Genomic DNA, 13994 nt, shown 5'->3' with positions numbered 1-13994 from the left:
GGCATGAAAGACTTATTGAACTTTTTTGATAAACCAAAAGATCCGATTAGTGTAGAAGCTGTTTCAGTAAAAATGGCATCTCCTGATACTATTCGTGAGTGGTCATTTGGTGAAGTTAAAAAGCCTGAAACAATTAACTACAGAACTTTTAAACCAGAAAGAGATGGTCTATTTTGCGCCAAGATTTTTGGGCCAGTAAAAGATTACGAATGTATCTGTGGTAAATATAAGAGAATGAAGCACAGAGGTGTTGTGTGTGAAAAGTGTGGTGTTGAAGTTACACTTTCTAAAGTAAGAAGAGAGAGATGTGGACATATTGAGCTTGCTGCTCCAGTTGCACATATCTGGTTCCTACGTTCACTACCTTCACGTTTAGGAGCACTTTTAAGCCTGACTCTTAAAGAGCTTGAAAAAGTTCTTTACTACGAAGCTTACATCGTTACTTCGTCAGCTACTGACGGACAAGATGGTGGTTTAGAAATCGGTAGAGTAATCACTGAGCAACAATACTTTGAGCTTAAAGAGCAAGGTATTGAATTCGAAGCCGGAATGGGCGGAGAAATTGTAAAAGATATGCTTAGAAAAATCGATCTTGACCTTGATAATAAAGAGTTAAGAAGAGGTTTAAAAGCTGCTACAACAGAAATGGCCAGAACTAAGATTGTTAAAAGACTTAAAGTTGTTGAATCAATTTTAAAATCTGAAAACAAGCCTGAGTGGTTCATGATGGATGTTGTTCCAGTTCTTCCACCAGATTTAAGACCATTAGTTCCTCTTGAAGCAGGTCGTTTTGCGACTTCAGATCTTAACGATCTTTATAGAAGAGTAATTAACAGAAATAATCGTCTTAAGAGACTTAAAGAACTTAATGCTCCAGAAATCATTATCAGAAACGAAAAGAGAATGCTTCAAGAAGCAGTCGATGCTCTATTTGATAACGGTAGAAGAGGAAAAGTTTTTACAGGAGCTAACAAGCGTCCATTAAGATCTCTTTCAGATATGCTTAAAGGTAAGCAAGGTCGTTTTAGACAAAACCTTCTTGGTAAACGTGTTGATTATTCAGGACGTTCTGTAATCGTTGTTGGTCCAACACTAAGATTACACCAGTGTGGTTTACCTAAGTTAATGGCCCTTGAGCTTTTCAAGCCGTTTATTTACAACAAACTAATTGAGCTTGGTCACTGTACAACTATTAAAGTTGCAAAGAAAATGGTTGATCAACAAAAAGAAGAAGTTTGGAATATTCTTGAGCAAGTAGTTCAGGAGCATCCAGTACTTCTAAACCGTGCACCTACTCTTCACAGACTTGGTATTCAAGCATTTGAACCAACTCTTATTGAAGGTAAAGCTATCCAACTTCACCCACTTGTTTGTACGGCATTTAACGCCGACTTCGACGGTGACCAGATGGCCGTTCACGTACCTCTATCACTTGAAGCTCAAATCGAGTGTAGAATTCTTGCAATGTCGACGAACAACATTCTTTCTCCGAAAGATGGTGCACCAATTATCGTTCCTTCACAGGATATCGTTCTTGGTCTTTACTACATGACTAGAATTCGTCCATACGCTAGAGGATATGGAAAAGTATTTGCTTCTAAAGAAGAAGCACAATTCGCTTACCACTCTGGAAACCTTCACCTTCAAGCTCCTGTTAAAGTAAGAGTTGAAGGTACGTTGATTGAAACTACAGTTGGTAGAACATTTGTTTATGATGCGATTCCATCTTGTCTTAAGTATTCAGATATCAACAAGATTCTTGGTAAGAAAGAACTTGGTGCACTTATCGATAAAGCATATAGAGTTGGGTCTGAAAAAGAGACTGTTCTTCTTGCTGATTCTTTAATGAGACTAGGTTACTTCCAGGCAACAAAAGCTGGTATCTCAATTAACGTTCACGATATGACTATTCCAGAAGAAAAAGTAAATATTCTAGATGAAGCATATGCTGAAGTTGCAAAGATCACTGAAGAATATAACGAAGGTTCTATTACTAACGGTGAAAGATACAACAAGATCGTTGATGTTTGGGCACAAACTGGTGAGCACTTAACACAAGTAATGCTCGAGAGAATTTCAATTGATACTTTCTCAAGTGATATTGAAGGTGAAGAAGACATTCAAGCTCCTTCGTTTAACTCTCTTTATATGATGGCAAACTCTGGAGCAAGGGGTTCTGCTGCTCAGATGAGACAGCTTGCGGCCATGCGTGGTCTTATGGCTAAACCATCTGGTGAAATTATTGAAACACCAATTACTTCGAACTTCCGTGAAGGTCTTTCAGTTCTTGAGTACTTCTCTTCTACGCACGGTGCACGTAAAGGTCTTGCCGATACTGCACTTAAAACAGCAAACTCTGGTTATTTAACGAGAAGACTTGTTGACGTTGCTCAAGATGGGATTATCAGAAACGAAGATTGTGGAACTCAAGATGGTATTACTCTAACTTCAACAATTGAAGCAGGAGAGATCGTTGAGCACGTTGCTGAAAGAGCAATGGGTAGAGTAACTGCAGCTCCTATCGTTGATGGTGAAGCTAAAGAAATCTTCCCAAGAAATTATCTTCTTACTGAAAAAGATATGGAGCAACTTAAAGAGCGTGATGTGGATCAGATCAAAGTTAGATCAGTTCTAACTTGTAAAGAAAGACATGGTTTCTGTGTAAGTTGTTTTGGACGTGACCTTGCAAGAGGAACCAGAGTTTCTATTGGTGAAGCTGTAGGTGTTATCGCGGCTCAGTCAATTGGTGAACCTGGTACTCAGCTTACGATGCGTACATTCCACGTTGGTGGTACTGCAACTGCTGGTGCTCAAGTTAATAAGACTCAGATTAGAACGGCCGGTGATCTTTCGTATGAAAACGTAAGTGTTGAAACGAAAGCTGATGGAACGATGATTGTTATGAACAAGATCGGGGAACTTATCATTAAAGATGCTCGTGGAGCAGAAAAAGAAAGATACCCTGCAGTTTACGGTGCAAAAATCTTCTTTAAAGAAGGTGATGCAGTAAACGTTGGTGATACAGTTATTGAATGGGACCCGTTTGCGATTCCAGTTCTTACAGAAGTTAAAGGTACAGTTAAGTACGAAGATATTATTGCTGGTGCAACGATCAATGAACAAACAGATGCAGTTACAGGGTTAACTCAGAAAGTTGTTGTTGAATCTAAGGATCCATCTCTACAACCTAGACTTTCTATTGTTGATGAGAACGGAAATCCAATAGTTGTTCCAGGTACTAAGAGACATGCAACTTACCGTCTACAAGTTGGTGCCAACATTATGGTTAATGAAGGTGATCAAGTTGGAGCGGCAGATGCGCTTTCTAAACTATCTCGTGAAACAACTAAGACAAAAGATATTACCGGTGGTCTTCCAAGAGTTGCAGAACTTTTCGAAGCAAGAAAGCCATCTAATGCTGCACAAATTTCAGACGTTTCAGGAACGATTGAATTTGGTCCAGAATTAAGAGGTAATAGAAGAATTATCGTTAGACCAGAAGACGGAAGTGAGCCTGTAACTTACTCTGTTCCAAAAGGTCGTTATGTGATTGTAAATGAAGGCGATTATATCCGTGCCGGTGAGCCGATTATGGATGGTCCTTCAAATCCACACGATATTCTAAGAGTTATGGGTATCAAAGCTCTTGCTCGTTACATTGTTGACGAGATCCAAGAGGTTTACCGTCTTCAGGGTGTTAAGATTGATGATAAGCATATTGAGGTAATTGTTTCTCAAATGCTTAAGAAAATCGAAGTTCTGAATGCTGGAGATACAAACTTTGTTATTGGAGACTCAGTTACTAAAGGTGAGTTCCAAGAAGTTAATGAGCAAATGATTGCAGATGGTTACGAGCCAGCTCAAGGTAGACCAATGTTACTTGGTATTACTAAAGCGTCTTTAACGACTGACTCATTTATCTCAGCCGCTTCTTTCCAGGAAACGACGAAGGTTCTTACTCAGGCAACGCTTGAAGGGAAGTCAGATTCTCTGCGTGGACTGAAAGAGAACGTAATTATGGGTAGATTGATTCCTGCTGGATCAGGTATTTCAAAATATCGCGACTTTGAAGCGGTAGTTGAAGAAGAAGAAACTGAAAAAGTAGAAGAATCTGTTACATTAATGGTATAAAAAACTTGAATCAGCCAAATTGGTGTGATACATCAATTTGGCTGTATAAGCTAAAATTGCGATGAAGTAGAAGGAGTGGGTAATGCCTACGATTAACCAATTGATTAGAAAAGGTAGAACGGATAAGCAGACAAAGACTAAGTCTCCTGCCCTAGTAGCCTGCCCTCAGCGTAGAGGGGTTTGTACGAGAGTTTATACAACTACTCCTAAGAAACCTAACTCGGCGATGAGAAAAGTTTGTAGAGTAAGATTAACTTCAGGTTTTGAAGTAACTTCTTACATTGGTGGCGAAGGTCACAACCTCCAAGAACACAGTATTGTTCTTCTTAGAGGTGGAAGAGTTAAAGATCTTCCAGGTGTTAGATACCATACTATTCGTGGTGCTCTTGATGCAACAGGTGTTGATAAAAGAGGACAAAGACGTTCTAAGTATGGTTGCAAGAAGCCTAAGAAATAATTTCTTAGCAGTTTATTATTAATCACTGGCCGACGTGTCGGTCAGAGTAAATCCCTAGTGGATTGAAGAGGATGTTTTTATGAGTAGAAAACGTAGAGCGCCTGCGAGACTGGTTCTTCCAGATCCAGTGTATCAAGACGTAGTGATTTCTAAATGTGTCAACAGTTTGATGATACAAGGAAAGAAGTCAGCAGCAGAAAAAATCTTTTACGGTGCGATGAGTATCGTTGAAAAGAAAACTGGTGAAGAGCCATTAAAAGTATTTAAAAAAGCACTTTCAAACATCAAGCCGGCTGTAGAAGTTAAGTCTCGTCGTATTGGTGGTGCTACATACCAAATTCCAGTAGAAGTAAGACCTAACAGACGTCAGTCTTTAGCACTTAGATGGCTTAGAGAATACTCTAAGAATAGAGGTGGTAAGACTATGATGGAGAAGTTAGCAGACGAAATCGTTGATGCTTCTCAAGGTAGAGGTGGAGCTGTTAAGAAACGTGAAGACGTTTACAAAATGGCTGAAGCAAACAAAGCATTTGCTCACCTTAAGTGGTAATATAATTTAAATTCTAATTGCAATTTTTATGGCTTCCTAGGTGTTAAAACTTAGGAAGCCATTTTTAGTAAAGGCTTAAGGAATATGAGCTCAGTTCAAATCGATTCAATCCGCAACATTGGCATCATGGCACACATTGATGCAGGCAAGACTACAACAACAGAGCGTATTCTCTTTTATACGGGAAAGAGTCATAAGATTGGTGAAGTTCATGACGGTGCGGCGACAATGGACTGGATGGTTCAGGAGCAAGAAAGAGGTATAACAATTACCTCTGCAGCAACAACATGTTCATGGAATAAGAAAAATATAAATATAATTGATACACCCGGACACGTAGACTTTACAATCGAAGTTGAAAGGGCCCTTAGAGTGCTTGACGGCGCTGTAGGCGTCTTTGATGCTGTGTCTGGAGTTGAGCCTCAGTCCGAAACAGTTTGGGCACAGGCTGATAAATATAAAGTTCCTAGAATTGCTTTTGTAAATAAAATGGACCGAGTTGGTGCAGATTTTCAAAACTGTTTAGATGAAATAAGAGAGAGACTTGGTAAGAAGGCCGCAGCTATTCAGATTCCAATAGGGGCTGAAGAAGATTTTCTTGGAATGGTTGATCTAGTTGAGATGAAGGGGTTATTTTTTAGCGATGACAATCTTGGTGCAACAGTTGAGCAAAGAGAAATCCCTGAAGATTTAAAAGACGAGGCAACACTCTCTAGAGAAGAGCTCATCGAATCTCTTTGTGATTACAATGACGACCTAGCAGAGGCGTATCTTGGTGGAGAAGAGATTTCTATCGAAACTATTAAGGCCGCGATAAGATCTGCTGTCATAAACGATGACTTTATTCCTGTTCTATGTGGATCAGCTTTTAAGAATAAAGGCGTTCAGCCATTATTAGACGCAATCTGTGACTATCTTCCATCTCCAATAGATCGTGGAGAAATTAAAGGCCATAGCGCTAAAGATATTGAAAAAGAAGATACAAGAAAACCATCTGAAGAAGATCTCTTTAGTGGATTAGCATTTAAGATCGCTTCGGATCCTTTTGTTGGTATGCTTCACTATGTTCGAATTTATTCAGGAACATTAAAGCAAGGTGCAACTATTTATAATCCGCACAAAAAGAAAAAAGAAAGAATTACAAAAATTCTTCAGATGCATGCTGACAAGAGAACAGAGCTTGCAGAAGCTAGGGCTGGAGATATTGTTGCTGTATCAGGATTAAAAGATACTATTACTGGAGAAACTCTTTGTACGGATCATAAGCCAATTGTTTATGATCTAATGGACTTTCCCGAATCTGTAATTTCTGTCGCTATCGAGCCAAAGACAACGGCTGACGAAAAGAAGTTGATGGAATCACTTTCAAGATTAAAATTAGAAGATCCATCGTTCACATTTCAAAATAATAAAGAAACTGGTCAGTTATTAATTTATGGAATGGGTGAACTTCATCTTGAAATTATCGCAGATAGGTTAGAGCGTGAATTTAAAGTGGGGATACGTGTTGGAGCACCTCAAGTTTCTTATAGAGAAAGTGTTTTAGCGTCAGGTGAGGCGGAGAATACATTTGATAAAGAGCACGGAGGTAAAATTCAATTTGGTCATGTCAAATTGAAAGTTGAGCCTGCAGACCATCAAGCAGGCGTTGACTTCCATACGTCGCTTACGAAGAGAGATTTGCCACAAGAATTTATCGATGCGATTGAGAAGTCAATTCATGATACTGCTCCAGGTGGGGCCATGGCCGGATACGCCTTTATAAATATTAAAGTGACTTTATTAGAAGCAAAATATAGTGAAGAATCTTCATCGGAAGTTGCTTATATAATCGCGGCTTCAAATGCATTTAGAGAAGCCTGTCAGAAAGCAGGAATTGGTTTACTCGAACCATTAATGTCTTTAGAAGTTGTTACGCCAATCGATTACACTGGTGATGTGATTTCTGATATAAATATGAAACGTGGTAAAGTTTTGGCCATGAATGCAAAACAAAATAAAGAAGTTGTTGAAGCAGAAGTCCCGTTAGCTGAAATGTTTGGTTATAGTACTGATCTAAGATCAAAATCGCAGGGAAGAGCAAGCTTCACAATGAACTTTAGTAAGTATGAAGGTCTTTCTCGAGATATGGCAAAAGTAATACTTGAAAAAAAGGGTATATATATTTAAATTCAGCAAATTGATTTTTAAATAAAAATAAAACAAAGATATAAACTTTAGGAGAATTAAAATGGCAAAGGAATCTTTTGACAGAAGTAAGCCGCACGTAAACATCGGTACGATTGGGCACGTTGACCACGGTAAAACAACATTAACAGCAGCGATTTCAATCACTCTTGCAAATGCACTAGGTGGAGCAGTAAGAAAGTTCGACGAGATTGACTCTGCTCCAGAAGAGAAAGCGAGAGGGATTACAATTAATACTTCTCACATTGAATATGAGACAGCTTCGAGACATTATGCTCACGTAGATTGTCCAGGTCACGCGGATTATGTAAAGAACATGATTACAGGTGCGGCACAGATGGATGGAGCGATCCTAGTATGTTCAGCAGCAGACGGACCAATGCCTCAGACTAGAGAGCATATCCTTCTTGCTAGACAGGTTGGTGTTCCAGCGATCGTAGTATTTTTAAATAAAGTAGACCAAGTAGATGACGAAGAACTACTTGAGCTTGTAGAGATGGAAGTAAGAGAACTTCTTTCTTCTTATGATTTCCCAGGTGACGATCTTCCAATCGTAGCAGGTTCAGCGCTTGCAGCACTTGAGATGAGAGACGATGCAATTGGTAAGGACAAAGTTCTTGAGCTAATGGCACAAGTTGACGAGTACATCCCAACTCCAGCGAGAGATATCGATAAGAATTTCTTAATGCCAGTAGAAGATGTTTTCTCAATTTCAGGACGTGGTACAGTTTGTACAGGACGTATTGAAAGAGGGATCGTTAAGGTAAACGAAGAAGTAGAAATCGTTGGTATTAAAGAAACTACTAAGACAACAGTAACTGGTGTTGAGATGTTCAGAAAGCTTCTTGATGAAGGTAGAGCTGGAGATAACGTAGGACTTCTTTTAAGAGGTGTTAAAAGAGAAGATATCGAACGTGGACAGTGTTTAATTAAGCCAGGAACAGTTAAGCCACACGCGAAATTTAAGTGTGAAGTTTATATTCTTTCAAAAGAAGAGGGTGGAAGACACACTCCAATTTTCAAGGGATACAGACCACAGTTTTACTTCAGAACAACAGATGTGACAGGAGCTATTGAGTTAGCAGCTGGAACAGAGATGATCATGCCAGGAGACAACACTTCATTCGACGTAGAGTTAATTACTCCAATCGCAATGGAAAAAGGTCTTAAGTTCGCAATCCGTGAGGGTGGTAGAACAATCGGAGCAGGAACAGTATCTGAGATCGTTGAATAATTTTTAAAAGTAAAATTTACACAAGGGGCCATGAGAAATGGCCCTTTTTTAAAGAAGTATTATTGGAAAGAGTAAGTATTTGAATTTTGGGCCAAAAATAATAAAAAAAATGAATTAAATTTTTAATTATTATTGACAAAGGGCCCAATAACTCATAAAACCCTGACTCTATATGTAAAAAAATATGAGGATTTAATAGTCATGAAAGAACCAAGACTAAGAATTAAGCTTAGAGCTTACGATTATAAATTACTTGATAACTCTGTTAGCGAAATTGTTAACACAGCGAAAGAGACAGGTGCGAGAGTAGCTGGACCTATTCCTTTACCAACAGAAATTAATAAATTTACTGTTCTTAGGGGACCACACGTTAACAAGAAGTCTAGAGAGCAGTTCGAAATGAGAACTCACAAAAGACTTATTGATATCGTAGACCCAACACAACAAACTGTTGATAGCCTAATGAAGTTAGACTTATCAGCTGGTGTTGACGTAGAAATTAAATACTAGTATATAGACTAAACTCAAATTAATTAGTCTAAATTATTTTATTAACCATGCATGCATCCCTAAGAGTAGGGTGATGCTGTGGAGGATCAATGACAGAAGAAAATACAGCTGTTGAGAATCAGTCTACTGAAAATTCTGCAACTGCAAATTCAATCGACCTTCCTGCATTTTATGGCGTAAAAGCAGGTATGACTCGAATTTTCGATGAAAACGGTAACCATGTTCCTGTAACAGTCGTAAAATTAATCCCAAACATCGTAACTCAAGTGAAAACTGTTGAAAAAGACGGTTATGAAGCTTATCAAGTTGGTTATGGTGAGAAGAGAGAGAAATTGGTTAAGAAGCCAATTAAAGGTCACTTAAAGAGCGCAAACGTAAGTGCAAACTTAACGAAGTTCGCTGAAATCAAAAACGAAACAGTATCAAACGATGATCTAGGTAAAGAAGTATCTGTATCTTCATTTACTCCTGAGACTTACGTAGACGTAACTGGTGTTACTAAAGGTAAGGGTTTTCAAGGTGTAATGAAGAAGTACAACTTTGCTGGTGGTCCAGCTGCTCACGGTTCTCACTTCCATAGAACAACAGGTTCAATTGGTAACAGAGCTACTCCAGGTAGAGTTTTCAAATTGAAAAAAATGCCAGGACACATGGGTGCAGTTAAACAAACAGTTCAAAACGTCAAAGTTGTTGAAGTAAATACTGAAAAAGGTTACATGCTTATTAAAGGCTCGTTACCAGGTTCAAAAAATAGCTTCATTAAAATAGCTAGAGCTTTGAAGAAATAGTTAAGGGGTTGTAAAAATGACAGATATAACAGTACTTAATGGAAAATTCGAAACTTCAGGAAAGCTAAGCACAAATGTAAGCCTTACTTCTGAAGACATAAACGTTCCTGTAGTTCACCAAGTAGTTAAAGCTACATTAGCTGGTAGAAGACAAGGTAACGCATGTACGAAAACTAAAGGTGAAGTTAGTGGTGGTGGAGCTAAGCCATTTAAGCAGAAAGGTACAGGTAGAGCACGTCAAGGTTCTATTAGATCTTCTCTTATGGTTGGCGGTGGTACTGCTTTTGGTCCAAAACCAAGAAGCTATGACCAGAAGCTAAATAAGAAAGTTGCTGCTAAAGCAATTCAGTCTGTATTGGCTGACAAGCTTCAAGCTGGAAAATTAACTGTAGTAGATTCTTTAGAGTCTAACGGTAAAACTAAAGAGCTTTTTGCTACTTTAAGTGGAAAGGGTTTATTGCCTGCACTATTAGTTGCTGAGAAGAAAGATTCTCTAGCAATTAGAGCTGCAAAAAATCTTCAGTACGGTAAAGGTCTTGCAGTTGAAGGTTTCAGTGTTTACGAAGCAGTAAAATACGAAAACTTAGTAATTGAAAAAGCTGCTCTAGAAGCACTTTTAGGAAGATTGGGGTAAGAGATGGCACAGTTAGAGAATATAATCGTAAAACCATTGATTACAGAAAAAGCAGCAGTAGCAACTGAGAAGTATAATAGATTTGGTTTTGTTGTAGGCCTTAAGTCTAATAAGAATCAGATTAAAGAAGCTGTTGAAAGACTTTATGACGTAAAAGTTTTAAGTGTTAAAACAAATATCACTCCAGGTAAGACAAAGAGAGTAGGAAAGGCTATTAAAAAGACTTCTAAAATCAAGAAGGCTTACGTGGAACTAGGTGAAGGTCAAAAAATAGAATTCTTTAAAGGAATCTAATTAAGATAAAGTAGAAGAGGAAGAACTATGGGTATTAAAAAATTTAAACCGACAACTCCTTCGCTAAGACGTATGCAAGTCGTAAATAGTGACGAGTTGACTAAAGGTGTAGCACCCGAAAAGAAATTATTGGCTCCTAAGAAGAGCACAGCAGGTAGAAATAACTCTGGAACAATCACTGTTAGACACAGAGGTGGCGGAGTTAAGAGAAGATACAGAGTAATTGACTTCAAAAGAGCCAAACTTGATATCCCTGCGAAGGTACAAGCAATTAGTTACGATCCAAACAGAACGTGTAACATTGCTCTTTTAGCTTATGCTGACGGTGAGAAAAGATATATTCTTGCTCCTGTTGGATTAAAAGCTGGAGACACTGTTATCTCATCTGCTACTGCAGATATTACTGTTGGTAACTCAAAGCAACTTAAGGACATCCCAGTTGGTACGTTAGTTCACAATGTTGAATTACATCCAGGTGCTGGTGGTCAGTTCGCAAGATCTGCTGGAGCTTATGTACAGGTAATGGCTAAAGAAGGTGAGATGGCGCTTCTAAGAATGCCTTCAGGTGAGCTTAGAAAGGTAAGATCTGTTTGTAGAGCCACGATTGGTCAGGTTGGAAATCTTGATCATGAAAAAAGAAACATTGGTAAGGCTGGGCGTAAAAGAATGCTTGGTTTCAGACCAACGGTTCGTGGTGTTGTTATGAATCCAGTTGATCACCCGCATGGTGGTGGTGAAGGTAGAACTTCAGGTGGTAGACACCCAGTTACACCTTGGGGTAAACCAACTAAAGGTTTCAAAACAAGAAAGAATAAAAGAACAGATAAATTTATTGTTAAAAGAAGAAAATAGGTTAGGGAGATATACATGGCCCGTTCACTTAAAAAAGGTCCTTTTGTTGATTACCACTTACTTGAGAAAGTTCTTAAAGTAATGGATGAAGATAACAAAAGTTCAAAAGTAATTAAGACTTGGTCTAGAAGATCAACAATTGTTCCAGAATTTATTGGACTAACTTTTGCTGTTCATAATGGTAAGAAGTTTATTCCAGTTTATGTAACTGACAATATGATTGGACACAAGTTAGGGGAATTTGCACTTACTAGAACGTACTACGGTCACGGTGCTGATAAGAAAGCAAAAAGAAAATAATAGTTTTAAATGCCACTTCGGTGGCATGTAAATTAGGAGAGGCTCGCTATGGCCATTACAGTTAAGAATCGCAGAGTAGGAATTGCTCCGAGAAAAGTAAGACAAGTATGCGACTTAGTAAGAAACAAGAAAGCATCAGAAGCAATTAAAATTCTTCGTTTTTGCGAAAAGAAAGAAATTGCACTTATGCTGACAAAGTTGATCAATAGTGGACTTGCTATTGCAGCTGATTCTGATAAGTACGATATGGACAATCTAGTTCTAACTCAAATCTTCACAGATGAGGGTCCAACTCTGAAAAGAGTTCAGCCAAGAGCTCAGGGTCGTGCCTTTAGAGTTAGAAAAAGAAGTAGCCACGTTACTTTAGAATTGAAAGAAGCATAGGAAGGATACAATGGGACAAAAAGTACATCCATATGGTTTTAGATTAGGTTATATAAAAGGTTGGCAATCTAACTGGTATGCAAAGGATAACTATGCAACTCAGTTAAAAGAAGATCTTGCAATCAGAAATTATGTTGAAAAAAACATGAAGAATGCAGCCGTATCTAAAACTGAAATTTCAAGAACGTCTGATCAAATCAAGGTTACTGTTTATACAGCTAAGCCTGGGGTTGCGATCGGTAAGAAAGGCGCAGGAATTGAGAAGATTAGAGATGACCTTAAGAAATTAACTAAAGGAACTTTAATTTTTAATATTGCTGAAGTTAAGAGACCAGATGCAGATTCGAAGCTAATTGCGGAAAATATTGCGTCTCAGTTAGAAAAACGTGTTGCTTTTAGAAGAGCTATGAAGAAGGTTATGCAATCTGCCTTCAGAGCTGGAGTTAAAGGTATCAGAGTTAGAACTGCTGGTCGTCTTGGTGGTGCAGAAATGGCAAGAGCTGAGGGTTACTCAGAAAGAAAAGTGCCTCTTCACACATTAAGAGCAGATATAGATTACTCAACAGCTGAGGCCCACACTACATACGGTGTAATTGGGGTTAAGGTTTGGGTTTATAAAGGTGAAGTCTACGTATAAACCTTTGGTTTGTAGATTTGAATGAATGGTGCACCTCTGGCGCGTATATAAAACGGGTTAAGTGCTAACTGATTAGAAACACAGTATTTTTGAGGTCAATATGCTAAGTCCTAAAAGAGTAAAGTGGCGTAAACAACATAAAGGTAGAATGAAGGGCAAAGCCAACCGTGGAAATAGTATCACGTTTGGGGAATTTGCTATACAAGCGACAACTTGTGGGTATATAACAAGCCGACAAATTGAAGCAGCCCGTATTGCCATGACAAGAAAGATTAAAAGAGGTGGTAACGTTTGGATTAAGATTTTTCCAGACAAGTCTCTTACTAAGAAACCTGCAGAAGTTAGAATGGGGAAAGGTAAAGGTTCTCCAGAAAAATGGGTAGCAGTAATTAAACCAGGTCGTGTACTTTTCGAAATTAAGCATTTTGATGCTGAATTAAGTAAAGAGGCTTTAAAGCTAGCAATGTACAAGCTTCCTGTTAAGACAAGAATTATTAAAAGAGAAGAATAATTCCTAGATGGAATGATTGCGAGGCGAAGATGCAAAAACTAGAATTAAGCGAAATAAGTGGATTAGATAACAAGCAAATTGACGCCAAAGTTAAAGAGATGAGAACTAGTCTCTTTAACTTGAGAATGCAGAAGACAGCATCAGGTTTAGAAAAGCCTCATACTGTTAGGATTGCTAAAGGAAATATTGCTCGTTTATTAACAGTAAAAAATTCTAAAGGTAAGTAGTGATGAGTGTTGAAAATAAAAAATTTAAAAGAACGCTAGAAGGTGTTGTTGTTTCTGATAAGAATGATAAGACTATAACTGTAAACGTTGTTCGTCGTTTTAAGCACAGAACATATAACAAGTTCGTTTCTTCTAGTAAGAGATATCACGCTCATGATGAAAATAACACGGCAAAACTTGGAGATAAGGTAACGATCATTGAATCTAGACCACACTCTAAGTTGAAAAAATGGGAACTTGTTGGAGCTCAGAAATAATCTGACTACAGAGTTAATGTTAAGCTGATTTAGATGGAGAA

16 protein-coding genes are annotated in these 13994 nt (G+C 38.2%); all 16 read left to right on the top strand.

The annotated features are described in order from the left end of the window. The first annotated feature begins 3 nt into the window (after positions 1-3). The 16 genes from rpoC to rpsQ all read left to right on the top strand — a co-directional run bounded on the left by rpoC (position 4) and on the right by rpsQ (position 13953). Positions 4-4131 (top strand): DNA-directed RNA polymerase subunit beta', encoded by a 4128-nt coding sequence (gene rpoC, locus CES88_RS14555; RefSeq protein ID WP_290735955.1) that lies wholly within the window; start codon positions 4-6, stop codon positions 4129-4131. Positions 4132-4213: 82 nt separating this feature from the next. Then, positions 4214-4588 (top strand): 30S ribosomal protein S12, encoded by a 375-nt coding sequence (gene rpsL / locus CES88_RS14550; RefSeq protein ID WP_014245824.1) that lies wholly within the window; start codon positions 4214-4216, stop codon positions 4586-4588. A 79-nt stretch (positions 4589-4667) separates the two neighbouring features. Then, positions 4668-5138 (top strand): 30S ribosomal protein S7, encoded by a 471-nt coding sequence (rpsG, locus tag CES88_RS14545; RefSeq protein WP_290735949.1) that lies wholly within the window; start codon positions 4668-4670, stop codon positions 5136-5138. A gap of 84 nt (positions 5139-5222) precedes the next feature. Further along, on the top strand, positions 5223-7307 hold the full coding sequence (gene fusA, locus CES88_RS14540) for an elongation factor G (protein ID WP_290735946.1): 2085 nt from the start codon (positions 5223-5225) through the stop codon (positions 7305-7307). Positions 7308-7368: 61 nt separating this feature from the next. Further along, a complete protein-coding gene (gene tuf / locus CES88_RS14535) occupies positions 7369-8559 on the top strand; it encodes an elongation factor Tu (RefSeq protein ID WP_290735942.1) in 1191 nt (396 codons plus the stop codon). A gap of 201 nt (positions 8560-8760) precedes the next feature. Beyond that, the gene (gene rpsJ, locus CES88_RS14530; RefSeq protein WP_290735939.1) at positions 8761-9069 is read left to right on the top strand and encodes a 30S ribosomal protein S10; all 309 of its coding nucleotides are present in this window, start codon (positions 8761-8763) and stop codon (positions 9067-9069) included. A gap of 89 nt (positions 9070-9158) precedes the next feature. Further along, positions 9159-9857 carry a 50S ribosomal protein L3 gene (rplC, locus tag CES88_RS14525; protein WP_290735936.1) on the top strand — a complete coding sequence of 233 codons (699 nt, stop codon included), beginning with the start codon at positions 9159-9161 and terminating at the stop codon, positions 9855-9857. A gap of 16 nt (positions 9858-9873) precedes the next feature. After that, positions 9874-10491 carry a 50S ribosomal protein L4 gene (gene rplD / locus CES88_RS14520; RefSeq protein WP_290735934.1) on the top strand — a complete coding sequence of 206 codons (618 nt, stop codon included), beginning with the start codon at positions 9874-9876 and terminating at the stop codon, positions 10489-10491. Positions 10492-10494: 3 nt separating this feature from the next. Further along, positions 10495-10785, top strand: a complete 291-nt coding sequence (gene rplW, locus CES88_RS14515; RefSeq protein ID WP_290735931.1) for a 50S ribosomal protein L23 — start codon at positions 10495-10497, stop codon at positions 10783-10785. A gap of 27 nt (positions 10786-10812) precedes the next feature. Continuing rightward, on the top strand, positions 10813-11637 hold the full coding sequence (gene rplB, locus CES88_RS14510; RefSeq protein ID WP_290735928.1) for a 50S ribosomal protein L2: 825 nt from the start codon (positions 10813-10815) through the stop codon (positions 11635-11637). Between the two features lie 15 nt (positions 11638-11652). Then, positions 11653-11937: a 30S ribosomal protein S19 gene (gene rpsS / locus CES88_RS14505; protein WP_290735925.1), complete on the top strand. Its 285-nt coding sequence runs from the start codon at positions 11653-11655 to the stop codon at positions 11935-11937. Positions 11938-11985: 48 nt separating this feature from the next. Further along, positions 11986-12321: a 50S ribosomal protein L22 gene (gene rplV / locus CES88_RS14500; protein WP_290735921.1), complete on the top strand. Its 336-nt coding sequence runs from the start codon at positions 11986-11988 to the stop codon at positions 12319-12321. Between the two features lie 10 nt (positions 12322-12331). Further along, entirely contained in the window at positions 12332-12958 is a 627-nt protein-coding gene (gene rpsC, locus CES88_RS14495) for a 30S ribosomal protein S3 (protein ID WP_290735918.1), read from the top strand. 100 nt (positions 12959-13058) lie between these two features. Next, the gene (rplP, locus tag CES88_RS14490) at positions 13059-13469 is read left to right on the top strand and encodes a 50S ribosomal protein L16 (protein WP_290735915.1); all 411 of its coding nucleotides are present in this window, start codon (positions 13059-13061) and stop codon (positions 13467-13469) included. 29 nt (positions 13470-13498) lie between these two features. Continuing rightward, positions 13499-13696 (top strand): 50S ribosomal protein L29, encoded by a 198-nt coding sequence (gene rpmC / locus CES88_RS14485; protein ID WP_290735912.1) that lies wholly within the window; start codon positions 13499-13501, stop codon positions 13694-13696. A gap of 2 nt (positions 13697-13698) precedes the next feature. Continuing rightward, positions 13699-13953: a 30S ribosomal protein S17 gene (gene rpsQ / locus CES88_RS14480; protein WP_290735909.1), complete on the top strand. Its 255-nt coding sequence runs from the start codon at positions 13699-13701 to the stop codon at positions 13951-13953. Positions 13954-13994: the final 41 nt, after the last annotated feature.

Origin of the sequence: Halobacteriovorax sp. JY17 (assembly GCF_002753895.1) — a bacterium.
Classification (GTDB): Bacteria; Bdellovibrionota; Bacteriovoracia; order Bacteriovoracales; family Bacteriovoracaceae; genus Halobacteriovorax.
The sequence above is the reverse complement of the archived record's forward strand: the minus strand, read 5'-3'. Positions and strand labels throughout refer to the sequence as shown.